This is a genomic window from Flavobacteriales bacterium (assembly GCA_016716605.1).
GTDB lineage: Bacteria > Bacteroidota > Bacteroidia > Flavobacteriales_F > PHOS-HE28 > PHOS-HE28.
In genome coordinates, this window is sequence record JADJWA010000001.1 from 184,390 (window position 1) to 207,887 (window position 23,498).

A 23,498-nucleotide genomic window follows, 5' to 3' on the forward strand; every position below is an offset into this window, starting at 1 on the left:
ATACGCAGCGCCATGAACAGATGGCCATGCGGCATCAGCCTCTACGATCAGAGGCAAGCGATCCGATGCGCTTGGACAGCCCGCCTACATTTGGCCGGACCCGATGGCGCACACGCTCAAGCAAGAAGGCGAATTCCACTATCTCGACTCCGGCGATGGCCAGGCGCTCGTGCTGCTGCATGGCCTTTTCGGCGCACTGAGCAACTTCCAACCGCTTTTCGATCATTTCTCATCACGCTATAGGGTGCTGGTGCCCATGCTGCCGCTCTACAGCATGCCCATGCTCGGCACCAACGTGCCGGCGCTGGCTGATTTCCTCGACCGATTCGTAAGGCACCTCGGCCTGGAGCGCTTCAACCTGCTGGGCAACTCACTCGGCGGGCATGTGGCGCTGATCTACTGCACCAAACATGCTGCGCGCGTGCGCACCCTCACGCTCACCGGAAGCAGCGGGCTCTATGAGAATGCCTTCGGCGGAAGCTTCCCGCGCCGCGAGGACAAGGAGTACCTGCGCAAGAAGATCGCCCTCACCTTCCACGACCCCAAGCATGTGACCGACGCGCTGGTGGAGGAATGCTACGAGACGGTGAACGATAAGGGCAAGCTTATCCGCATACTCGCTCTGGCCAAGAGCGCCATCCGCCATAACATGGCCAAGGACATCCCTCGCATGGCCATGCCCGTTCTGCTGATCTGGGGCAGGCAGGACACCATCACGCCGCCGGAAGTAGCCGAGGAATTCCACAGCCTCTTCCCGAACAGTGAACTGCATTGGATCGACGGCTGCGGGCATGCGCCCATGATGGAGCACCCGGAGGAGTTCAACCGGATCCTGGGTGCGTGGCTAGCGAGAATGCCCTAGTGGCGAGTGGGCCAGTGGCAAGCGGACAGCTGGTGCGACCGTCGTGCGCTGAGCTTTCAATCGCTGCACGCACGCCACCCGCGCGTCTCTTCAACCCAACCGTTTCGGGGCATTCAATGTTACTTGCGAACTCGTTATTCGCTGAAGCCCATCTCATCAGCCCACCTCACCCTCCAGTCATTCGCTTGCATCTCGCATACCCGCCGCTTGCGCGCCCTCACCACTGATCAGCCCATGAAATCATTGCGCGCCGAGCACCTCACCAGCGGACGCGAAGCCGCGCACTGGGCGAAGCCCACGCTGCCGGAGTACGCCTTCATCGGAAGGAGCAACGTGGGCAAGAGCTCATTGATCAACATGCTCTGCCAGGTCAAGAAGCTGGCCCGCGTGAGCAATACGCCGGGGCGCACGCGCAATGTGGAGCACTTCCGTGTGGAAGGCACGCTAACCAGCAATCGGCCGTGGATGCTCGCGGACCTTCCCGGTTACGGCTTCGCGAAGGCAAGCAAGGCCGATCGCGCGGTGTGGGAGCAGATGATCCGCGCTTACCTGCTGAAGCGAGAGAACCTCCAATGCGTCTTCCTGCTGGTTGATTCCCGTTTGGAGCCGCAGCGCAACGATCTCGACATGATCCAATGGCTCGGCGAGAACGGAATTCCCTTCCGCATCGTGTTCACCAAAGCCGACAAGCTGTCGCCGCCCAAGGTGCAGGCAAACATCGCAGCGCTGAAGCGCAGCCTGCGCAAATCGTGGGAGGAACTGCCACCCATGCACACCACTTCTTCCGAGAACCGCCAAGGACGGGACGAATTGCTGGAATTCATCGAGGCGGTGAATGCCGTCCACGCCGCATGACCGGAACCAGGCGCCCTCGGGCCGCTGACTTCCCGCATCTTCGCCCTCCTACTTGATCGCATGCCCCACCTGATCGCTCCTTCCCTTCTCTCCGCCGATTTCGCTGAACTCGGCAAGGCGATTGAACTGATTGAACAGAGCGACGCGGCCTGGCACCATCTGGATGTGATGGACGGCGTCTTCGTGCCGAACATCAGCTTCGGGCTGCCGGTGATCAAGAGCATCCGCAAGCGGGCGAAGAAGCCCTTCGATGTGCACCTGATGATCGTGGAGCCTGATAAGTACATCACGGCCTTCCGCGATGCGGGCGCTGATCACCTCACCGTTCACCTCGAAGCCTGCCCGCACCTCCACCGCAGCATCCAAGCCATCAAGGCGGCAGGCATGAAGGCCGGAGCGGCCATCAACCCGCATACACGGTGCGATGCGCTTGAGGAGGTGATGGCCGACCTCGACCTGGTGTGCATGATGAGCGTGAACCCCGGCTTCGGCGGGCAGCGCTTCATCGAGCGGACCTACGCCAAGGTGGAGGACTTGATAGACCTCCGGAAACGGACGGGCTCGCAGGCGCTGATCGAGATCGATGGCGGCGTGGGCCTCGAGAATGCTGCACGCCTGATTCGTGCCGGGGCCGATGCGCTGGTCGCCGGCAATTCGGTATTCGGCGCCGCCGATCCGTTGGACGCGATTGCGCGCTTGGTCCGGGCCTGATCCGTCACATCGATCAGAACCGTGGGTTGAGCGGCTTTGCGCGCTGTTGGGGCGAATACGGACGCCATTCCGCAACCTGATCGTGGCACCCCTTCGTTTCGAGCGCACCGCACGAATCCGCTTATGCGCCCTGTCACCCTCCTTGTTCTCTTACTCACGCATCTGGCGCTCCCCGCCCAGCATTCGGGCATCGGGATCAAGGGCGGTCCGCTGGCAAGCGATGCACGGTCGGGCGCGACCCGTACGAACTTGCTCCCCGGCGGCAGCATCGGCTGCTATTTCGCACTTCGCGCAGGTCCGCGCATGGAGATCCAGCCAGAGTTGCTGGTCTCCGCATTGGGCGCCGCCTACACCCTGCCCGATGGCGGGCGCAGCTCTGTGCGGACCCTCTATGCACAAGTGCCCTTGTCCTTCAAGCTCTACGCAGGCAACGTCCTGAACTTGCAAGCCGGTGCGCAGATGGGGCGCCTGCTCATGGCCCAACAGACAAGCCCGAATGGCTCTGCGAATGTGACCCCTGATCACGAGGAATGGGATTACGGGATGATCCTTGGCGCGGGAGCCGATTTCGTGAGCGGAATCGACCTCGGGTTGCGCTTCTACAGCGGCCTTCGCCCGATGCAGCATGATGGCCACTTGGTCTACGCTCGCAACCGATCCATTGCTCTCAGCGTGGGCTACCGGGTGGGCCGCTTGCGCTCCCCCAAGCTCTCGCGGAAGCGCCGCTAACCGCGCGCGATGCACGCCGGGTATCTTCGCGCCGCATGCGCAAGATCCTTGAATCCAGAAGGCCTGTGATTGCCCTGCTGGGCGGAGGCCAACTGGGCCGCATGTTCATCGAGAACGCGTTGCGCTACAACGCCAATGTGCATGTCCTGGATCCGGACCCGGCGGCTCCTTGCGCGTCCGTCGCCACCCGATTCACCACCGGTGATTTCCGCGATAGGGAAACCGTGCTGCGATTCGCTGCTGATGCCGATGCGGTGGGCATCGAGATCGAGCAGGTCAACGTGGAGGCCTTGGAAGACCTTAAACGCCTGGGCAAGCACGTGATCCCTGACCCATCGGTGCTGCGCATCATACAGGACAAGGGCTTGCAGAAACAATTCTACGCTGATCACGGCATACCATCCGCTGACTTCGCGCTGCTCGAGAGCGGACGTGGCCTAGCTGATCACACGCACCTGCTGCCTGCCTTCCTGAAGACCCGCACTGGCGGATACGACGGCAAAGGAGTGATGGCCATCGATTCAGCCACAGATGCGCCCAGGGCCTTCGATGCACCGTGCGTGCTGGAGGAGCGTGCTGATATCGCCATGGAGCTGGCCGTGATCGTGGCGCGCGCAGCCAACGGAACCCTGGTGACGTACGATCCGGTTGAGATGGTCTTCGATCCGCGCTTCAACCTCGTGGATCACCTGCGCGCGCCTGCGCGCATTCCGCAAGCGGTGCACGACGCAGCGCAGCGGCTCGCCAACCGTGTGGCCGAAGCCTTCGCGCAGCCTGGCCTATACGCTGTGGAGATGTTCCTGACCACGGACAATGAGCTCTTGGTGAACGAGACCGCTCCCCGCGCGCACAACAGCGGGCACCACACCATCGAAGCGTGCGCGAGCAGCCAGTTCGACCAGTTGCTCCGGCTGTACATGGGTTGGCCGCTGGGCGATGGCAGCCTGCGGGGGCATGCCGGCATGATCAACCTCGTGGGCGAAGGGGGAGACGGCGCACCGGTGGTGAACGGGCTCAGCGATGTGCTGCATGTGCCTGGCACCTTCATTCACCTGTACGGCAAGCAGGAGACGCGCACCGGAAGGAAGATGGGGCACATCACGGCGATCGCAGCGAGCCATGCCGAATTGGACCAAGCCATCGCCGTGACCAAGGTGCATTGCAGCGTGAAGCCCAGGGAAAAGCTTAAGGAGGAATGATGAAAGCAGGAACAGGAGACCAGAAAGCCGATGACGCGCCTTTCGTTTCAGATTCCAGCATTCTGCTCTCTGCTATCCTTCCGTTGAACAAACCATAATAGCAATGAACATGGTTGGCATCATCATGGGAAGCCGCAGCGATCTGGAGATCATGCGCGAGGCATCGGATACGATGAAGGAATTCGGCGTGGAGCACGAGCTCACCGTGGTGAGCGCGCACCGCACGCCGGATCGGATGTTCGCGTATGCCAAGGGTGCGGCAGCGCGCGGCGTGAAGGTGATCATCGCCGGTGCTGGCGGCGCAGCGCACCTGCCCGGCATGGTGGCCTCGCTCACCACGATTCCGGTGATCGGTGTTCCCATCAAGAGCCGCAACAGCATCGATGGTTGGGACTCGCTGCTGAGCATCGTGCAGATGCCTGCCGGAGTGCCCGTGGCCACCGTGGCGGTGAACGGCGCGCGCAACGCCGGGCTTCTCGCCGTGCAGATCCTCGCGATCCACGATGGGAAGCTGGCCGCCAAGCTCGAAGCATTCAAGGGTGAGCAGGAGGACAAGGTGCGCGATGGCATCGCCGCGCTGAAGCAGCAATTCCCGAATAGCTTCGACAAGTAATAGCGGTTACGGCACCACTTCCATCATGGTCTTGCCAACGACGATATAGGGATAGATTTCGTCAACATCACGGTTCCGCAGCGCGATGCAGCCCCAGGTCCAATCCTCGCCCGCATCGATCCAGTGATCCATGCCATCGGGCACACCGTGGATCCCGATCTCCCCGCCTATTTCTCTCCCGCCCGGGATCAGGCCCTGCGCCTTCCGCTCCCTGTAGCGCCGCCAGCTCTCGGCATTCGGGTAATCGACCCAGATGAACTTGTGCCATTGCGCATGCACGCGCTTGCTACGGAAGCCGAAGGTGCCTTCGGGCGTCTTCCGGTCGCCTTGGTGGAATTTATCCCCCTCGGGCATCTCCCCGAGCACGCAGGGATAGGTCTTAAGCAAGCGATCCTGCGCGTACACGCGGAAGCGCCGTTCGCCCTTGTTCACCTGGAAACGGATAGAGCGCGCATCCAGCGCGAGTGAATCGATCAGGAAGGCGAGCGCCCGTTCCGGGGCCGTTACCGTGGCAAGTGGCTCGGTCGCATACACCAGGGAATGCTGCGAATGCCCCTGGCAAGCCACGAGCACCGGGACGAGAAGCAGGAAGGCGCAATGCATCGTGCGGTTCATGCACCACGCAATGCGCCTTCGCTCCGCACGTAACGCCTATTGAACCAAGTATGGGATCTCCACATCGATATCAGTGGACCCGCCGGCATTGGCGATGTCGCCGCCGCTCACGCCCGCTGCGCCCTTGTTGGGCTCGTGCCGCAGGATGATCCGGAGCTGGCCGCTGCCCGCACCCATGGAAACCCAGGTGCTCAGCAGCCCAACCGGCAGCCCATTCGGGTCGGTGTCGCCATAGGAGGCCCAAGTGAGCGAACCGCCTGTGGTGCTGAAGAAGAACTGGTGCTCGGCGGCTTCATCCGCCACTTCGTTGCTCACCGTGTCGGCGGGCGACTCGCTCTCATTCAGCACCAGCAGGCTCACGTTGTAGCTGGTGCCCGCGAGGAGCGTATCGCCAAGGATCACGGGGGCGTTGCCGCCATCGCCATCGATGTCAACCCAACTGAACTCCGCCGAATGGCCACCGCCCACCTGGGCGAAACTCGCCCGAACGGTGGTGATCAGCTCCTCCTCGTTGTGATCGTGGTCGTCGTGGTTATAGGGGTCCTCTTCCTTATCGGGCTTGCAAGCCGAAGCCAGTGCGGAGACGGTGAACAGGATCAGTGCTCCCTTGGCCATCCGGTTAAGGCTGGCGGTTGCTGTTCTGCATTCTGCTTTCATGTGTCGGGTGTTTGGGTAGTGGCTGGTTGATCAGGAAGCCTTGTTCAGGCATTCGTTCGAATTGGTCAGAAGGCGAGGGCCAGCCAGAGCTGGATGTCGATGCCGCGCGCATCGGCGTAGTAGCGGAGGCGGTCGAGGTAGTCGCGATAGGCGGCGTTGAGCAGGTTGGTGCCGCGCAGGCCGATGCGCAATTCGTTCCTGCCCACCGGGTGCCTGGCCGAGATCGATGCGCTCAGCAAATGATAGGTGCCCGGTGCATCGGCGAAGTCGAGTTCCTGTTCCACGCGTCGTTGCCGGAACACCACTGCGGAACCGACCTCTGCTTCGATCGCGCGCCAGGCCCCTGCTTTCCGCACTTGCTTGCGCAGCGCCACCCCGATGCGGTCGCTGGGCATGAGGAAGAGCCATCCGCCTTCGGTGAGGTCGCGGCCCTGCACGGTGCTGGCCTGCGCCACCGTGATCAACCCTTTGGACAAGCCGATCTGCACCGCGAGGTCGGCGCCAGTGATGAAGGCATCCGTGGCCACATATCGGAACACGGGGAACGCGCCGCGGATGGTGAGGCGCGTGCCATCGGGCCGCAGGTAAATGAAGTCGTTGATCGTCGCGGCGTGCAGCGTGGCATCGAATCGAAGGCGGTGCTTGCGCGAGGCGATCCGGCCTTCGAGGACGGCTTTCAGCGCGCGCTCGTTGGTCAGGGCAGGGTCGCCCTCTTCGATGGAGGCCGTGCCGTGATGCAGGCCCTGCGCATAAAGCTCGCTCACGTGCGGCGGGCGGAAGGCGGAGCTGATGTTGAAGCGCAGCTGCACGCTGTCACGTGCCTGCCAATGCGCGCCAGCGCTGAGCGCGTGATTCACGAATGCATGCCGTCCCATGCCGCCCAACCCATCCTGATCGGACACATCGAGGCGCGTGGCTTCCAAGCGGGCTCCAGCCTCGAGTTCCAATTCCTCATTCACCGGGAGATGCTCGATCACGAATGCCCCTGCTGAGCGGCGCGCAAAGTCGGGCAGGAAGGGCGTGACGCCCGTGCCGGGGATGTTGCTGTTCCGTTGGAGCAAGCCCGTGAGGCCGGCCTTGCCATGCACCTTCGGCCCGAGCCAATGCTTCAGCACCAATTCTCCGGTGTGCGTGGCGAGGAAGAGATCCAGCGAGGGGCGTGCGCTTCGGCCCCCGCGCCTGCGGTCGTATTCCTGGCGGCTGTTGCCCTGGTAGCCGTATGTGGCCTCCAGGCGATTAAGGTCCGTGATCGCGATGCCTGCCTGCGCTTTCAACAGATGATGCGTGACTGCCTGGCGTGGCGCATCGATCTCACGCGTGAAGTCGGCCACGTACCATGGCTCTCCGCTGTCGATGGCGCGCTGAAGGTCCGTGGTGCTGCCGATGTGCGCCGCGCGCAGGATGCCCAGCTCGCGCTGGAAGCGGCTGTAGTACACCGATCCATGTCGCCGATGGTCCCGGTAGCCTATGGAGGCGGAGCCCGCCCATTCGCGCAAGCCGGTGTTGCTCAGGTTGTACCGCGGCGCCTCGCTGTCGCCGACCGAACGGCCGCTGCCCTGCACGCGCCAGCCCAATCCTGTGATGCCCGGCGCCCCGCCTTGGAGCATGCCGCTGGCTCCGCCTCCTCGCCCGTTCCATGCACCAAGAACGCGCAGCTCGCCATCGATCCCACCAGCGCGCGGAAGCTCCACCGGTTCGGCGATCACCACCCCGCCGATGGCATCGCTCCCGTACTGCACGGCGGCTGCGCCCTTCACCACCGATAGCCGATCGCTGCTGAGCGGGTCGATGCTGGGTGCGTGATCCGAGCCCCACTGCTGGTCCTCCTGCCGAACGCCCTGATTAAGCGTAAGAACACGATTGCCGCTGAGGCCATGGATCACCGGCTTCGCGATGGATGGGCCTGTAGAGAGTAGCGTCACTCCTGGCAGCACGGCCAGCATCTGCGCGAGGTCCTGTCCACCTGCACTGATCATCGCATCGCGCACGATCCGCTCCTTGGCATGGCCCACGTTCTCATCAGGCCGTTCCTGGATCACCTCCAATTCCTTCAACTCCTCAGCATGGTGCTCCAGCTTGAATTGGATCGTCATGGCCTTGCTGATCCGCAGGACGCGCGTGACTGTTTCACAGCCAACGTGATGCACGCTCACGGTATAGGTCCCGGCGCAGATCCCTTCGATCCTGAAATGGCCCAGATCGTCGGCGACGGCGCCTTTGCCCAAGGCCGGGATGAAGACCTCGGCACGGGAAAGCGCTTCACCATCGTGCTCATCGACCACGCGGCCGCTCAAGCTCAGCGCACAGGACTCCGGTTGAGCCACGGCCAGCGCAGGCAGCAGGAAAAGGAGCAGGAAAGAAGGATGGTTCTTCAGGTACACGGACACGCGGAATGGTGACGGATGGGAAGCGGCATGCGGCAGGGCGCAACGCCATCAGTCGCGCATGAGCGCGACCGATTGATGCAGCATCACCCTTGCGGCGGTCCTCGCGCGGCCTCGGTACCGATTGGTAGAAGCAGCGGCTCGCGCACGGATGCGCTCCACCGCTCCGACCAGCAAAGCGGCTCCAAAAGGAGCATGGGGCCTACGCATGGATCCGCGATAGGAAGCGCCAAATCGCAGATCGCGCAAACGGCATCGACAGCTGCGCTGTCCTGGTGTTCATGGTGCGCGCCCCGCTCAACATGGCAATCGTGCGGGAGCGTGCGCCCCAGGAAGTAAGGCACAGCAGCCACAGCCAGTAGAATGGCCAATGAGGTCCTCTGCCATGCGGCGCGCATGGCGCGAATGTAGGCCTGCGAGGAGCCGGGGCTGCCGACTATTTTCGCGCCCGCCTCACCGGGGCCTCCAGAAAACCGCCTGCCCATGAACCGCATCCTCACCGCCGCGCTGCTTTCCACCCAATTGCTGGCCCTCCCTGGCCTTGCTCAATGGAACATCATCATCCACCCCGGTTACCAGGCCGTGAAGAGCGTGACCAGCGGTGGCGGCGCGCTTTATATGGTGGCCTACCCGAGCGGTGTGGTGAAGAGCACTGATGGCGGCAGTGTATGGAACCCGGTGAACTCCGGCCTTCCCGCAGGCACCGCCGTGCATTCGGTGCATTTCGTGAATGGGGCCCTGCTATGCGGCACCGAGAGCGGCGTCTATCGCAGCACCAATGGCGGCACCAGCTGGGTCCTGGCCAACGCCGGGCTGCCGAGTGCCAGCACGAACAACTACGCCAAGAAGTTCTTCCAGTTCGGCACCACGACGCTCGCCATCTACAGCGCGACCATCGGCAACGGAGGCGGCATCTACCGCAGCACCGATGGCGGGGTGCAATGGTTCAGTGGCAACAATGGGCTTGCCGCGAACATGGTGGTGCACCAAGCCGCCCAGGCTGGCAGCCTACTGTACACGGCCACTACAGCGGGGCTGGCCAGCTCGAACAACCTCGCCGTCACCTGGAACCAGATCGCCACGGCCAACTTCGCGTGCTACGGCGTGCAGGGCACAGCTACGCGCCTGGTGGTGATCAGCGCGCTCGGTTACCGGTACAGCACCAATGGAGGCGGCAGCTGGACCAACGCCGCCGGCACCCCGGGCGCTCCCATGGGCGGGGAGTTGATCCTTTACGACGGGAAGTACTGGGCGATCAACACCGCGAGCCCCATGGACGTGCTGCGCTCCACGGACAACGGTGCGAGCTACAGCGTGTATGAGAGCGGGCTGCAGAATGCGGATGTGATCTCGCAGAACACCTTCCACGCGAGCGGCAACAACCTGTACCTGGGCTGCTTCAGCAACCTATACAGCCATGCCGGTACCACGCTTGGCCTTGACAACGCTGAAGCCGACCCATTGCCCATTCCCTACCCGTCGCTGTTCATGGATGGCTTCTCCATCAACCTCGGTGCTGAGCATGCTGGAAGCGCGCTGGTGCTTTTCGATGCCACCGGCCGTGAGGCGCTGCGCCATCAACTGATCGCAACTGGGATCCAATGGATCGAACGGGGCGACCTGCGTGCGGGGACCTATCATGCCGCACTCGCTGACCGCGTCACCGGTGAACTCCGTCCGCTCGGCAAGCTGGTTGCGGAATGAGTCCGGGCCCGGCTATCGGGCACATCGGCGTCTTCACCTCCGGAGGCGATAGCCCTGGCATGAACGCTGCCGTGCGCGCGGTTGCCCGCGCTGCAGCGAATCATAGCATCCGTTGCACCGGGATCCTGAGCGGCTACGATGGCCTGATCAATGGTCGCTTCATGGAGCTCGGGCCGCGCGCCGTGAGCAACATCATCCAGCGCGGCGGCACCATGCTCCGATCGGCACGGAGCGAGGAATTCCGCTCTCCCGAAGGCCGTGCGAAGGCGGCCATGCAGCTGCGCGAGCACGGGATCGATGCACTGGTGGCCATCGGCGGCGACGGCACCTTCACCGGCGCGCGCCTGCTCTTCCAAGAGCATGGCACGCGCATCATCGGGCTGCCGGGCACCATCGATAACGACCTGTCCGGCACCGACCGCACCATCGGATTCGACACCGCCGTGAACACGGCGGTGGAAGCGATCGACAAGCTGCGCGACACGGCAGCCTCGCACGACAGGCTGTTCTTCGTGGAAGTGATGGGGCGCGATGCGGGTTTCATCGCTCTGGATTGCGCCATTGCGGCCGGAGCCGAGTACGTGATGCTGCCTGAGGTCCGCCAGCGGATTGAAGAACTGGTGGCCGCGTTGGCGCAGGCCAAACAGAGCAAGAGCAGCAGCATCGTTGTGGTGGCGGAGGGCGATGAGGAAGGCGGGGCCATCACCATTGCGCGCAAGGTGAAGGAGCAATTGCCCCACTACGACATGCGCGTGACGGTGCTGGGCCATCTGCAGCGAGGCGGTTCGCCGACCGTTCTCGACCGCGTGCTGGCCAGCCGCTTGGGCGCTGCGGCCGTGGAGCGCTTGATCCAAGGAGCGCACGATGCCATGCTGGGCGAAGTATGCGGGCAAGTGGTGCTCACCCCCTTCGCCGAAGCCATTGGCAGGCGGAAGGAGCTGCCGGCCGATCTGCTGGCCCTGCTGCCCGTGTTGGCGAGCTGAGGCGAGGCAACCTGTTCCGTATTGTTCAGGTCGTTAAACTTGGTCTCTCCCAGCAACCGGCATGCGCGCACTGCTCCTCTCCTTCGCTTTCGCTGCAGCGGCCTATTGCTCAGCGCAGCCTTGCCTGGTCGGTTACACCCTCACCCAATCGCCCTTGCCGGACAACGGCACATACGCCTGCGGCGAGACAGTGACCTTCTGCTTCACGGTCACCTTCTGGAACTCGACCAATGCCAACTGGTTCCACGGCATCACCGCCTCCTTCGGTCCGGGCTGGGACATGAGCACGCTCACGCCAGGCCCACCGCCCCCTTCGTGCTCAGGCAATGGCTACTGGGCGTGGTACCCGAGCGTCACCGGCACCGCCGGAACGAACATCGGACCGCAAGGCCCCGGCTTCTTCTACAACTACAACACACCTGCCGACGGCAACCCCGGCAACAACTTCGGCGACTTCTGCGTGGGCGCGGTGAACTGGCAGTTCTGCTGGACGATCAGTGTGCTCAGCCCGCCTGCATGCGTGAGCGGAATGAGCCTCAATGCCGGCTTCAACACCCTATCCGATAGCGAGACCGGGTCGTGGGGCAGTGCGGCCTGCGGCCTCGATCCCGTACCCACGCTTCCTGCAGTGATCCAAGCCTGCGCCGTGGATCCGGGCACCGATGGCACGCTCACGGTTTGCACAAGCTCAATGCCTAGTGACCTGTTCAGTGCGCTAGGTGGAACCCCTCAAGCAGGCGGCACTTGGACCGATCCGAGCGGCGCCCCGTTCGTCGGGATCCTGGATCCCGCCACAGGCCTTTCGGGCAATTACACCTACACAGTGAGCTCGAATGCGCCGCCGTGCTCGCAATCGGCCACGGTAGCCGTAACGGTGAACCAGGAACCTAGCGTGGGCATCGACGCTACCACTACCGTGTGCGCGAGCGACCCGGCTTTCAACCTCTTCAACTTGCTGGGCGGGGCGCCAACGGCAGGCGGAAGCTGGAGCGGCCCTGCGGGTGCCGCGACAGGCATCTTCAACCCTGCTGTGGATGCGGCTGGCATCTACACCTATACGGTAATTGGCACTCCGCCGTGCTTGGATGCGAGTGCATCAGTAACGGTGAATGTGAACCCCTCCCCGACCGCTGGCGTCGGCGGGCCTTTGCTGCTCTGCTCCAACAGCCCGCCGGTTTCGCTGTCCACAGCCTTGATCGGCGCTGACCCAGGGGGCACATGGACCAACGCCAGCGGCATCGCCGTGAGCGGCACCTACGATCCCGCCGTTGATGCGCCGGGCAACTTCACCTACGCCGTCGCGGGACTGGCGCCTTGCCCCAACAGCACGGCTATTGTTGCGGTTACGGAGAATCCGCTCCCGGATGCAGGCAGCGATGCAAGCGCGACGCTCTGCGCAACCGCTGCGATCACCAATCTGATCGGCCTATTGGCTGGGGCTCCCGATTCCGGCGGCGCCTGGAGCGATCCTGGCGGAGCGGCCATAGGCGGCAGCATCGACCCCTCCACCGCGGCCAGCGGCGCGTACACCTACACGGTTGCCGGAATCGCACCTTGCCCGAACGCAGCCTCAACACTGACGATCACCATCAATGCACAGCCTGATGCGGGCACGAATAGCACCGTGAATCTCTGCACGGCATCGGCGCCGATCGACCTTTTCGCATCGCTTGGCGGAGCGCCGGACGCCGGCGGAAGCTGGAGCGGACCGAGTGGGCCTTTGGGCAACACCACCTTCACCCCGGGGGTGAGCGCACCTGGCGCTTACACCTATTCCATCATGGCAGCCCCACCGTGCGTGAATGCCTCGGCCACGGTTACGGTGAACGTGAGCGCGCAACCTTCGGCCGGCGTGAGCGCGCCGCTGGACGTGTGCAGCAGCGGAGGACCCACTGCTTTGCTACCATCCTTGGGCCCCACCGCCCAACCGGGTGGCACTTGGACGGATCCTTCAGGAGCGATAACCGCAGGCAGCTTCACACCGGGCACTTCGGCCGATGGCATCTATACCTACACCATCACCGGCACACCGCCATGCCCGGATGCCATGGCAACCGTTACGGTGACCACCGTGCCTGCGGCGAATCCAGGCGCGGACGGATCGCTCACGGTCTGCTCTTCCGATGCGCCTTCAGCCTTGTTCAGCGCCCTCGGCGGCATTCCTTCGGCAGGCGGATCCTGGACCGCGCCCGGCGGCGGCGCCATGAACGGCACCTTGAATCCATCGACCGCAGCAGCCGGCAACTACACGTACTCGCTCCCCGCGAACGGTCCATGCCCGGCAGCTTCAGCAACAGTTTCAGTCTCCATATCACCAGCGGCGAGCGCAGGAACGAGCGGCAGCCAATCGCTCTGCAGCACCGCGGCGCCTTTCAACCTGATCAACGCGCTTGGCGGCGCGCCGGCTGCCGGCGGCAGCTGGACCGATCCGAGCGGCGCAGCGCACGGGACAACGTTCAGCACCGCATCCGACGCCCCTGGCGTTTACACCTACACCGTGACTGGTTCGGCTCCATGCCCATCGGCATCGAGCACCGTGACCATGAGCGTGGTGCAAGCACCCAATGCAGGAACCGGCGTCACCTTATCGATCTGCGCGAGCGATGCGATCGCTGACCCTTCGGCCTGGCTCGGTGGCAACCCCGATGCTGGAGGCTCATGGACCGCACCCGGCGGTGGGGCCATCAATCAGGTCGATCCAACCACGGCGGTGAGCGGCACCTATACCTACACGGTGAACGGAACGCCGCCTTGCCCGAATGCCCAGGCCATCATTCAGCTCACGGTCGATCAGCTCCCGGATGCCGGCACCGATGGGATCCTCAACATCTGCATCAATGGCCCAGCCACGAACCTGTTGCCCTTGCTGGGAGGCGCGCAAGGCGGTGGAAGCTGGATGGGACCCGGCGGGGCATTCGCCGGTACGTTCACGCCAGGACAGGCCGCGCCCGGCGCCTACACCTATACGGTGAGCGGATCAGGCGCTTGCGCGAATGAGATCGACCAAGGCACCGTTTCGGTCACGGTGAACCCACTGCCGCAGCCTTCGTTCACCGTTGATGTTTCGCGCGGATGCGTTCCGCTGGAGGTGAACTTCACCAACACCACGCCCGAACCGCTGATCAGCGCCGGTTGGATCTTTGGCGATGGTGGCGTGGCGAGCACGGTGATGAGCGCCTGGCACCAGTACATTGGTGCCGGACAGCGCGATGTGACGCTCACGGTGACTGATGTGAACGGCTGCACAGCCAGCATCACCATTGACAATGCCGTGCTCGTCTCCAACGGACCATCGGCCTCCTTCTATGCGCAACCGATGCGCGTGAGCGTGAACGACCCGAGCACCACGATCTTCCAATCGCCGGAGCCCGGCGCGAGCTATCACTGGACAATCGATGGCACCGAACTCGACACCATCGGAGATTTCCGCTGGACATTCAACCCGCCCGAAGTGGGCCAACGCGAGATCTGCCTGATCGCGACGGACACCCTGGGCTGCTCGAATGCGAATTGCCTTCGCGTATTGATCGACGATGACCTGACGATCTGGGTGCCCAATGCCTTCACGCCGAACGACGACGATAAGAACGAGGTTTGGCGGCCGTCGGTGCTGGGCGTGGAAGAAGGTTGGTACGAGTTAAGGGTCTTCGATCGCTGGGGGCTCGAGGTTTTCAGCACCGATGACCCGGCGACCGGCTGGGATGGCACCCTGCACAATGCGGGCGAGAAGCTGCCGCAGGACGTGTATGTCTGGGTGCTGAAGGCCAAGGATCAATTCACGCCCGAGAAGGCCGATCTGATCGGCACCGTGACCTTGGTGCGCTGAAACGGAAAAGCCCCGGCATTCACCGAGGCCCTTCCTTCCAACATCGGTTCATCAGTGCCTGACGAACCTGGCGTGCGCAAGCGGTCTGCCTTCCGCATCGTGCGCAACGATCGTGTAGATTCCCGGGGCGAGCGCATCGATCAAGAGGGATTCCAGCCAGGAGCTCTCGATCACGAGCGCGCCGGTCGCGCTTCGCACGCTCAGCGCGCGCACCCCGGCCGTGCTGCAACTCAAGCGGATGGCACCGCCGCGCGCCGGGTTCGGGATGACCTGTAGGCCATGGGCGGTATTGCTGTCGCTGAATCCCGTGCTGAAGTCGCAGGCATCGCCCGTTCCATTTCCATCAGCGTCGGCCTGATCGGGGTTGAAGGACATCACGCAGTTGTCGCAGAGGTCGCCGACGCCGTCTCCATCCAGGTCGGATTGATCCGGATTGAAGGCCGCCGGGCAATTGTCGTCGCAATCGAGCACTCCATCAGCGTCGGCATCGGGATTCGGAACCATTCCGGTGGCACCTCCTGCGCATTGGCCGCAGGCATCGATGAAGGCCGATCCGTTCGGTGTGCCCGCGCAATCGATCACCACCTGCTCTCCGATGCAGAAGCACTGCGCGCTCCAGGCATCGTTCACGGTGAGCGGGTTCGCATCGTTGCAGGGCGTGCCGGGCAAGGCGCTGCCGCCGGGGGTTCCCAGGCAATCGATCAGTTGCCCGATGCACTCGCAGTCGGCATTCCATAGGTCGTTGCCCGTTGCGGCATCGTTGTCGTTACAGGGTGTTCCGGGCAATGCTGTCCCATTGGGGGCACCCAGGCAGTCAACGTTCACGGGCATACCCGCACATTGGCAATTGCCGCCGATCGCATCGTTGATCGTGTTCGCATCGCCATCGTCGCACGCTGCGCCGGGCTCCGGATTCCCGCAGCCGCAATTCCCAGGCGCGACCTTCATGGGGTCATTCGGACAGGCATCGCCACTGCTGGGGACGAATCCATTGGGCTGCGAGCAGGCTTGCTGCGAGGTGGCGGGATCGCCTGCGCCATCGCCATCGGCGTCGGCGTACCACATGGCGGCTGCCGTGATGGTGATGCCTGCCGTGGTGCTGAACGCCGCGCAGCCTCCGCTGGCCGCAACGGTGTAGGTGACCGTGTATGTGCCGCCCGAGCTGCTGCCTGCCGCGATGGCGCCTGTGCCGCTATTGATGCTGAGGCCCGCTGGAGCGGCCGAGTAGCTGCCGCCGCTTGTGCCCGTTCGTATGACGCTGATGCTGCCCTCCGCGGTGCAGATCGGTACTGCGCCATACGTGATGGTTGCGCTCGGCGCTGCATTCACAACCACCGGAATGCTCTCTTGCGTGCTGGCGCATCCATTGCTCACGGTCACCGTGTAGGTTCCTGCGGCTGCGGTCGAAACCGTAGTGATCGCCGGGTTCTGCGCGCTCGCGCTGAAGTTGTTGGGGCCGGTCCAGTCATAGCTCAGCGTGCCGGAGCCGCTCGCTGAAAGCGAGAGCGTGAGCGTGGATCCCTCGCAAACCGGGCCGTTGCTGGTCAGGCTCGCAATGGCGGGCGCCGCAGTCGCTACACCCGTACACTGGCAACCAGCGCTCCACGCATCGTTGATGGTGCAAGGGTCGTTGTCATTGCAGGGCGTGCCGGGGAGCGCTGAGCCACCAGGATTGCCGAGGCAATCAGGAGCGGGCGCGCCTGCCGCTGTTCCGATCGCGCCGAGCGAGAGGTTGTAGTAGCTGCCGCTGGCGCCCGATTCGAGCTTCACCGCGCGCACCATGTAATCGCGCCCGGCAACGAAAGGGATCGCGGGGTTCGAATAGCTGCTCCCAGCGACCGGGCTCATGGTCAGGGGCGTGACGCTGCCATCGGAATTGAACTCATACACATGGTAGCCCGCGATCCCGGGCTCCGTGCTCGGCACCCATGCGAAGGCTGCCGCGCCAGCATAGTTGCTGATGGTGAGGTCCTGCGGCGGGGCCACCATCTTCATGCGCAGGGTGGGATCGCCCATGAGGCCCAGGTGCACCTTGCCGATGGACCCCTGCCACCCATCGTGGATCGGGGCATAGAGGCCCGTGTTGTTCATGGTGGCCCATGCGCTGTAGCCGATGTTCTCGCCCAGGCCCATGTGATGGAAGTACCAGCCCGGAATGGCCGACCACACATTGGTGAGCGCCTGTCCGCTGCCGAGCGCAGCGCGCAGGAAGTTGTTCTTGTTGTCCCAATCGCCGAAGTAGCTGCCGAAGGACATATTGAAGGCACCGCTCATGCTGGTGGCTGCGTAATCATGCACGGTGCCCACGTTGCCCGCTCCATGGTAGGTGAGCACGCCGTCGTAGGTCTCCTGGCCGCCGCCGCCACTGGCATAGGTCCAGAGGTAGCTGTTGTTGTTCACGAGCATGTAAAAGGGCGTGCCCGATTGGTTGGCCGTGGTGACGTTCGATGCGCCGACCAGCGGTCCCATGGCGCGCCAGCCTGATGCGGCCAGCGGATTGCTCACCCATTGGATGTTATCGAACATGATTCCACGCGCTTGCGGGGACCAGGCCTTCACCTTGAATCCGTGCGCCTTGTTCAGGTAGTTGCGCATCAGCTCAACGTAGGATTGGCTGAACGCGGGCAGGTCAAAGAGGTCCACGCGTCCCACTTGCAGCTCCACCTCATTGGGGAAATTGTTCTGATCGAATTTCCCGTCGCCGGGGATGTTGCGATTGGCGGGCCGCTGCGCCCCGTTGTTGTTCACGCTGTTGTCCGTCCACGTGCCGTTCACCTCAGCGTAAAAGCCATCGCATGGCCATGCGCCACTGTGCTCGTTGTGGCCATCGGGAGCCTGGTTGCCTGAGTAGGGCACGGGCACATGGCCCACGATGTACACGGCCTTCACATTCGAGGGATCTGCGTTGTAATGGCCGGCCACGATGCTGCGCACGCTGCTCACCGTTGCCGTAGGCGACACATCATTGCGCAGCACGCCCCAGCCATCGGCCCGCAGGTCCTGTTCCAGCTGGCCCAGTTCCGTGCTCAGGGCAGAGGCGATCGTGTTATCGACGAGGAGCACCACCTTGCCGCGATGGTGCACCGGCGGCACCTCGATGCCGGCGCAGATGTACCCATTCCCGGTCACGCCATTGTTCACGCGCACGATCCGGTACTCGTAGGCCGTGCCCAGTGCAACGGAGTTATCCTGCCAGCTCAGGTCCGATGCCGCAGGCGTGGCGATGGCGCTGCCCCAATTCGTCGCGGACTTCAGCTTACGGTAAATGGTGATGCTCGCGGTGCTCGGGATCGTTGGCCACGATAACGTGATGCGCGGTGGTGCCGATTGCACCGTTGCGCTCACTTGCACGGCGGCCCGCTGCGAGCTGGTTTGCGCCAGCATGGAGCCGGCGACCACGACAAGGATGATTGAGAATGATGCACGGATCATGGCACGCTGATGTTGGGTGGGCCGCATCACGCTCCCTTGACTGAGCTGGATCACAAGCGAGGCAGCGCAAGGGATCCGGGGGCATGAGACGAACCGCGGCCTTTTACAGGATCGGATGACGTGCGGTTACAGGCAGGAGATCCCGGAAGCGACAACCGGGCGAAGCCGTGCGAAGAGGCTTGATCAGAATGAGGACGGGATCCAGCCGCTGGATCAATGGCGGATGATCCGCGCGCGCCCGATCACCGCACCGTCCGAATCGAGCACGAGGAGCATGTAGGTGCCTTGCGCGAGCGGCGCCAGATCGACCAAGGTCGCGAACGGCAGCTGCATCACGGTGGCCCCGATCGCATCGATCGTCATCAAGCGCGTCGCTCCGATGACCGGCGCGATCCGGATCAGGCCGCGGCTCGGATTGGGATGCACAGCCAGCCAGGGCGCAGCGATCGTCTCATTGATGCCGATGTCGTCGCACGCATCGCCGAGGCCGTTCGCATTCGAATCCTGCTGATCCGGGTTCGGCACCCAAGGGCAATTGTCACAGGCATCGCCCACGGCATCCCCATCGAAATCCTCCTGAATGGGATTGGCGAGCCCTGGACAATTGTCGAGGCAATCAGGCGCGCCGTCGCTGTCGTCATCGGGATTCGGTTCAATCCCGGTGGTGCCGCCCGCGCACACGCCGCATAGGTCGATGAACGCGGTGCCGTTGATCACGCCGGCGCAATCGACCTGCAAGCCGATGCACGCGCATGTCAAGGTCCAGGCGTCGCTCACCGTCAATGGATCACCATCGTCGCACGGGGTCCCGGGGAGGGCCAGGCCTCCTGCGATGCCCTCGCAATCGTAGGCCTCGCCCACGCAAAGGCAGGTACTGGTGTAGGCATCGTTTCCGGTAGCAGGATTATTGTCGTCGCACGGCGCTCCGGGCAAGGCATCTCCGCCGGGCACCCCTGCGCAATCGACCAGCATTCCTACGCATTCGCAATCGGCCGTGAATGCATCATTGGCCGTGGCGGTATTTCCATCATCGCAGGGCGAACCGGGCAGGTTAGGGCCTGCGATGATCCCGAGGCAATCAGGATAGAGCCCCACGCAGTCGCAGCCATTGCTCCAGGTGTCCTGCACGGAAACGGGGTCGCCATCATCGCAAGGCGTACCGGGCAGTGCTGGGCCGCCGGGCACTTGCTCGCAATCATAGTAGAGTCCGGCGCAGGTGCAATCTGACTGCCACGCATCATTGCCAGTGAATATGTTACCATCGTTGCAGGGTGTGCCAGGCAAAGCGGCTCCACCGATAACGCCTTCACAATCGATTGCCACACCTGCGCATGTGCAGTCCGGCTGCCAGGCATCATTGACGGTGCCCGCATCACCATCGTTGCAAGGGGTTCCGGGCAGCGCAGGGCCGCCTGCGAAGCCCTCGCAATCAATCAGCTGGCCTTCACAGGTGCAGTCGAAGAGCCAGAGGTCGTTGCCCGTGAGCGGATCACCATCGTCGCAGGGCGTTTCAGGGATGGCGCTCCCGCCGGGCACACCGAGGCAATCCAAGGCTTGGCCCGCGCACATGCAGTCCGTCTGCCACGCATCGTTGCCGGTGTCCGGATCACCGTCATCACATGGCGATCCAGGAACCGCGCTTCCCCCGGGGGCGCCCAAGCAATCGAACGTCGCGCCCATGCACTGGCAATCCGCGCCCCACGTATCGTTGCCTGTCTGCGGATCACCATCGTCGCAGGGAGATCCAGGCAGCGCCGGGCCACCTGCCTCCCCGGTGCAGTCGATGAGTTCACCTTCGCAGCTGCAGTCCGCCTGCCATGCATCATTGCCGGTGCTGGCATCACCATCGTCGCACGGCGAACCGGGCAGCGCAACTCCGCCGGGATCGCCGAGGCAATCGAGCGGCGCGCCCATGCATTGGCAAACCGCGTCCCAAGCATCGTTCCCCGTGTCCGGATCCCCATCGTCGCAGGGCGTGCCAGGCAGGGCGATGCCGCCCGGCGCACCTGTGCAATCAATCAGTGCGCCCAAGCATTGGCATTGCGCGGTCCAGGTGTCGTTGCCCGTTGCTGTATCTCCGTCGTTGCATGGCGTCCCGGGCAGGGCGCTGCCGTCAATGGTCCCTTCACAATCAATCCCCACTGGCTCTCCGGCGCAGAGGCAGTCTGGCCCATACGCATCGTTGATCGTTAGCGCGAGGCCATCGTCGCAGGGCGATCCGATCACGGCACCGCCACCGGGCATGCCTTCGCAATCGATGGGCAAGCCCGCGCAGGTGCAATCCGATTGCCAGCTATCGTCGCCTGTATCGGCATTGCCATCATCGCAAAGCGAACCGATCACAGCGCCGCCTCCGGGCACGCCTGCGCAATCAATCGGAAGACCAGCGCAGGTGCAGTCCGCTTGCCAGGTATCATCTCCGGTGCCGCTATTGCCGTCGTCGCACAGTGTGCCGGGAAGCGCGGATCCGCCGATGACACCCATGCAATCGACGAGGATGCCTATGCATGAGCAATCAGGGCTCCACGCATCGTTCACGGTTGATGCGATGGCATCGTCGCAGGGCGTTCCGATCACAGCGCCGCCACCGGGCACGCCATTGCAATCGATGGGCAGGCCCACGCAAGTGCAATCCGATTGCCAGCTATCGTTGCCCGTACCGTCATCGCCATCATCACAGGGCGAACCGACCACGGCGTTGCCACCAGCCACGCCAGCGCAATCGATCGGAAGGCCCGCGCAGGTGCAGTCCGCTTGCCATGTGTCAGCGCCAGTGCTGCTGTTGTTGTCGTCGCAGGGGGTGCCGGGCAGGGCAAGTCCACCTTCCACGCCTTCGCAATCGGCTGACGGTAACGCGTAAGAAACGCAGAGGCGCGCCGAACGCGCCGGATCCTGATCGAAGCTCCACGCGGTCCGCCGGCCCATGCCTTGCACGAAGGCCGCCACCGCGTTGCCCGATTGCCAACCGGGGAGGTCGATCACCTGCTGGAGCTGCGCGGCCAGGTTCGACGTGCGCTGTGCGGCGCCGCTCGCATTGGCCGTTGGCCACGGCGCCGGGATCCAAGGAATGGCACCGGTGCGAGGGCGCGCGGAATAGCTGAACGGCACGAAGCCAAGGGCTTCGGCATCCGGGCTCTCTTGCAGCGAGACCTCCAGCGAGCAAGGGTTCACTTGGGTGGTGCCCCGAGCCGTGAATTGGATCCGCGCATCGACGATGGTGCTTCCTGCCGGGATGGCGACATCGCGCCAGCGGATCGCGATGAACTGATTGCCTCGCCAAGGATTCGCCTCGCTGTCGAACACCAGGTCGAGCGCGCCGGTGTTGGAGTAGATGTTCCCGTTACCGGCCTCTTCGCCATCGGGGTTCGGCGACCCCATGAGGCTGAAGCAAGCGGTAACATCGATGCAATCATCATTGCCTCCGCACACGCCGCACAGGTCGAGCACCGCGCCGCCACCGGGCACGCCGTTGCAATCGATCGGCAAGCCTGCGCATGCGCAACTCGCGCTCCATTGGTCGTTGCCTGTGGACGGATCGCTGTCATCACAAGGCGTTCCGGGCAGGGCGGATCCATTGGGCACCCCCAGGCAATCGACCGATGTTCCAATGCACTGGCATGAACCGCTCCAGGAATCGCCCACGGTTTGCGGATCACCATCATCGCACGGAGAGCCGGGCAACGCGCTTCCTCCGGGCATGCCCTGGCAATCGATCAAGAGTCCAATGCACTGGCATTGTAGGTCCCACGCATCATCTCCCGTAGCGGGGTTCGAGTCGTTGCAAGGCGTGCCGGGCAATGAGCTGCCACCAAGAACGCCCAGGCAATCGACCAACTGGCCCGCGCATTGGCAATTGGAGCCGATCACATCACCGATCGTCGAAGGGTCATTGTCGTTGCAAGCCGTGCCGGGTTCCGGATTCCCGCAGCCGCATTGCCCTGGCGCGGTCTTGCCCGGATCGTTCGGACATCCATCGAGCGCGTTGCAAGTTCCATCGCCATCGGAATCGCCGCTCGGAACACCCGCGCACAGGCAGCTTGCGCTCCATGTGTCGTTGAGCGTACAAGGGTTGTTGTCGTTGCACTGGGTTCCCGGGAGCGCGCTTCCGCCCAGCACACCATTGCAATCGGTCACCTGCTGATCAAGTTGAACCTGCCCGAAGGCGCCAAGGCTGAGGTTCCAATAGCTGCCGCTGGGCGATACCTGCAGCTTGAGCGCTCGCACCATGTAGCGCACGGTGCCGCCCAGGCCTGCGGTGTTATCAACGAAACTGGTGCCAGCCACAGCCGATGACGTGCGCCGCTCCCATTGCTGGGCACCGTTGTTGAAGCGGTACAGATGGTAGCCAGCGAGCCCGCTCTCGGGCGATGCCGTCCAGGAGACCGTGGTACTGGTGCCATTCGAGGAACTGGCCGTCACGTTGCCCGGGGGAGCCACAACGTGCATGCGCAGGCTTGGGTCACCGAGCAAGGAGATATGCACGCGGCCAGCTTGCGGATTGCCTGGCTCGTAATGCCCGTTGCCGTTGTTCTGCGTGGTCACTGCGGCGTAGCCGATGGTCTCGCCCATGCCCATGTGGTGGAAGTACCAGTTGGGATAACCGGCCCAGAAGCTCGTCAGGATCGTGCCCGAGCCGAGCGATGCGCGCATGAAGTCATTGGTGTAGTCCCAATCGCCGAAGTAGCTCCCGAAGAGGATGCTGAAGACGCCCTGCGCGCTGGAGCTGGCGAACTGCGCCGTTGTGCCCACGCCGGTGCTGTGCGTCCACCATCCCGGCCCGCAGCCGTAGCTCCAGAGGTAGCTGCCACCTGTAAGCGCAGGGATGTAGTCGCCGGCGGTCACATTGTTCGGGTGAACGAGCGGGGCGAAGCCGCGCCAGCCATTTTGCGCGAAGGCATCTCCATAGCCCGTGAAGTGATCATCGACCA

At 63.7% G+C, this 23,498-nt stretch carries 14 protein-coding genes; 9 read left to right on the forward strand and 5 right to left on the reverse strand.

What is annotated here, in order from left to right; genetic code table 11:
- Nucleotides 1–103 precede the first annotated feature (103 nt).
- The 6 genes from IPM12_00750 (at nt 104) to purE (ending at nt 4,969) form a co-directional block, all read left to right on the forward strand.
- Nucleotides 104–862, forward strand: coding sequence for an alpha/beta fold hydrolase (locus tag IPM12_00750; protein MBK9146326.1), 759 nt, complete (start codon nt 104–106; stop codon nt 860–862).
- A gap of 234 nt (nt 863–1,096) precedes the next feature.
- Nucleotides 1,097–1,717: a YihA family ribosome biogenesis GTP-binding protein gene (locus IPM12_00755; GenBank protein ID MBK9146327.1), complete on the forward strand. Its 621-nt coding sequence runs from the start codon at nt 1,097–1,099 to the stop codon at nt 1,715–1,717.
- Nucleotides 1,718–1,777: 60 nt separating this feature from the next.
- Nucleotides 1,778–2,428 carry a ribulose-phosphate 3-epimerase gene (locus IPM12_00760; protein ID MBK9146328.1) on the forward strand — a complete coding sequence of 217 codons (651 nt, stop codon included), beginning with the start codon at nt 1,778–1,780 and terminating at the stop codon, nt 2,426–2,428.
- Nucleotides 2,429–2,551: 123 nt separating this feature from the next.
- Nucleotides 2,552–3,157 carry a PorT family protein gene (locus tag IPM12_00765; GenBank protein ID MBK9146329.1) on the forward strand — a complete coding sequence of 202 codons (606 nt, stop codon included), beginning with the start codon at nt 2,552–2,554 and terminating at the stop codon, nt 3,155–3,157.
- 35 nt (nt 3,158–3,192) lie between these two features.
- Nucleotides 3,193–4,356 carry a 5-(carboxyamino)imidazole ribonucleotide synthase gene (locus IPM12_00770; GenBank protein ID MBK9146330.1) on the forward strand — a complete coding sequence of 388 codons (1,164 nt, stop codon included), beginning with the start codon at nt 3,193–3,195 and terminating at the stop codon, nt 4,354–4,356.
- 109 nt (nt 4,357–4,465) lie between these two features.
- Nucleotides 4,466–4,969: a 5-(carboxyamino)imidazole ribonucleotide mutase gene (gene purE, locus IPM12_00775; protein MBK9146331.1), complete on the forward strand. Its 504-nt coding sequence runs from the start codon at nt 4,466–4,468 to the stop codon at nt 4,967–4,969.
- Between the two features lie 6 nt (nt 4,970–4,975).
- Here purE and IPM12_00780 read toward each other — a convergent pair whose 3' ends face one another.
- The 3 genes from IPM12_00780 to IPM12_00790 form a co-directional block, all read right to left on the reverse strand.
- On the reverse strand, nt 4,976–5,572 hold the full coding sequence (locus tag IPM12_00780; protein MBK9146332.1) for a L,D-transpeptidase family protein: 597 nt from the start codon (nt 5,570–5,572) through the stop codon (nt 4,976–4,978).
- A 48-nt stretch (nt 5,573–5,620) separates the two neighbouring features.
- Nucleotides 5,621–6,199: a type 1 periplasmic binding fold superfamily protein gene (locus tag IPM12_00785; GenBank protein MBK9146333.1), complete on the reverse strand. Its 579-nt coding sequence runs from the start codon at nt 6,197–6,199 to the stop codon at nt 5,621–5,623.
- 107 nt (nt 6,200–6,306) lie between these two features.
- Nucleotides 6,307–8,622, reverse strand: coding sequence for a TonB-dependent receptor (locus IPM12_00790; GenBank protein ID MBK9146334.1), 2,316 nt, complete (start codon nt 8,620–8,622; stop codon nt 6,307–6,309).
- A 486-nt stretch (nt 8,623–9,108) separates the two neighbouring features.
- Between IPM12_00790 and IPM12_00795 the strand changes: the two genes are divergently transcribed.
- From IPM12_00795 to IPM12_00805, 3 genes are all read left to right on the forward strand, one after another.
- Entirely contained in the window at nt 9,109–10,329 is a 1,221-nt protein-coding gene (locus IPM12_00795; GenBank protein MBK9146335.1) for a hypothetical protein, read from the forward strand.
- A gap of 14 nt (nt 10,330–10,343) precedes the next feature.
- Nucleotides 10,344–11,312 (forward strand): 6-phosphofructokinase, encoded by a 969-nt coding sequence (gene pfkA, locus IPM12_00800; GenBank protein ID MBK9146336.1) that lies wholly within the window; start codon nt 10,344–10,346, stop codon nt 11,310–11,312.
- Nucleotides 11,313–11,373: 61 nt separating this feature from the next.
- Nucleotides 11,374–15,138, forward strand: a complete 3,765-nt coding sequence (locus IPM12_00805; GenBank protein ID MBK9146337.1) for a gliding motility-associated C-terminal domain-containing protein — start codon at nt 11,374–11,376, stop codon at nt 15,136–15,138.
- A 51-nt stretch (nt 15,139–15,189) separates the two neighbouring features.
- On the opposite strand, the gene IPM12_00810 is transcribed toward IPM12_00805, so the two are convergent.
- Both IPM12_00810 and IPM12_00815 read right to left on the reverse strand, forming a co-directional pair.
- A complete protein-coding gene (locus tag IPM12_00810) occupies nt 15,190–18,570 on the reverse strand; it encodes a hypothetical protein (protein ID MBK9146338.1) in 3,381 nt (1,126 codons plus the stop codon).
- 213 nt (nt 18,571–18,783) lie between these two features.
- Nucleotides 18,784–22,269, reverse strand: a complete 3,486-nt coding sequence (locus IPM12_00815) for a thrombospondin type 3 repeat-containing protein (protein MBK9146339.1) — start codon at nt 22,267–22,269, stop codon at nt 18,784–18,786.
- Nucleotides 22,270–23,498: the final 1,229 nt, after the last annotated feature.

Excerpts from the sequence above, each read along its gene's own strand:
- IPM12_00750 (MBK9146326.1), top strand. The coding sequence starts at position 104 with ATGGCGCACACGCTCAAGCAAGAAGGCGAATTCCACTATCTCGACTCC.
- IPM12_00755 (MBK9146327.1), top strand. The coding sequence starts at position 1,097 with ATGAAATCATTGCGCGCCGAGCACCTCACCAGCGGACGCGAAGCCGCG.
- IPM12_00760 (MBK9146328.1), top strand. The coding sequence starts at position 1,778 with ATGCCCCACCTGATCGCTCCTTCCCTTCTCTCCGCCGATTTCGCTGAA.
- IPM12_00765 (MBK9146329.1), top strand. The coding sequence starts at position 2,552 with ATGCGCCCTGTCACCCTCCTTGTTCTCTTACTCACGCATCTGGCGCTC.
- IPM12_00770 (MBK9146330.1), top strand. The coding sequence starts at position 3,193 with ATGCGCAAGATCCTTGAATCCAGAAGGCCTGTGATTGCCCTGCTGGGC.
- purE (MBK9146331.1), top strand. The coding sequence starts at position 4,466 with ATGGTTGGCATCATCATGGGAAGCCGCAGCGATCTGGAGATCATGCGC.
- IPM12_00780 (MBK9146332.1), bottom strand. The coding sequence starts at position 5,572 with ATGCATTGCGCCTTCCTGCTTCTCGTCCCGGTGCTCGTGGCTTGCCAG.
- IPM12_00785 (MBK9146333.1), bottom strand. The coding sequence starts at position 6,199 with ATGGCCAAGGGAGCACTGATCCTGTTCACCGTCTCCGCACTGGCTTCG.
- IPM12_00795 (MBK9146335.1), top strand. The coding sequence starts at position 9,109 with ATGAACCGCATCCTCACCGCCGCGCTGCTTTCCACCCAATTGCTGGCC.
- IPM12_00805 (MBK9146337.1), top strand. The coding sequence starts at position 11,374 with ATGCGCGCACTGCTCCTCTCCTTCGCTTTCGCTGCAGCGGCCTATTGC.
- IPM12_00810 (MBK9146338.1), bottom strand. The coding sequence starts at position 18,570 with ATGATCCGTGCATCATTCTCAATCATCCTTGTCGTGGTCGCCGGCTCC.
- IPM12_00815 (MBK9146339.1), bottom strand. The coding sequence starts at position 22,269 with ATGCCCGGAGGAAGCGCGTTGCCCGGCTCTCCGTGCGATGATGGTGAT.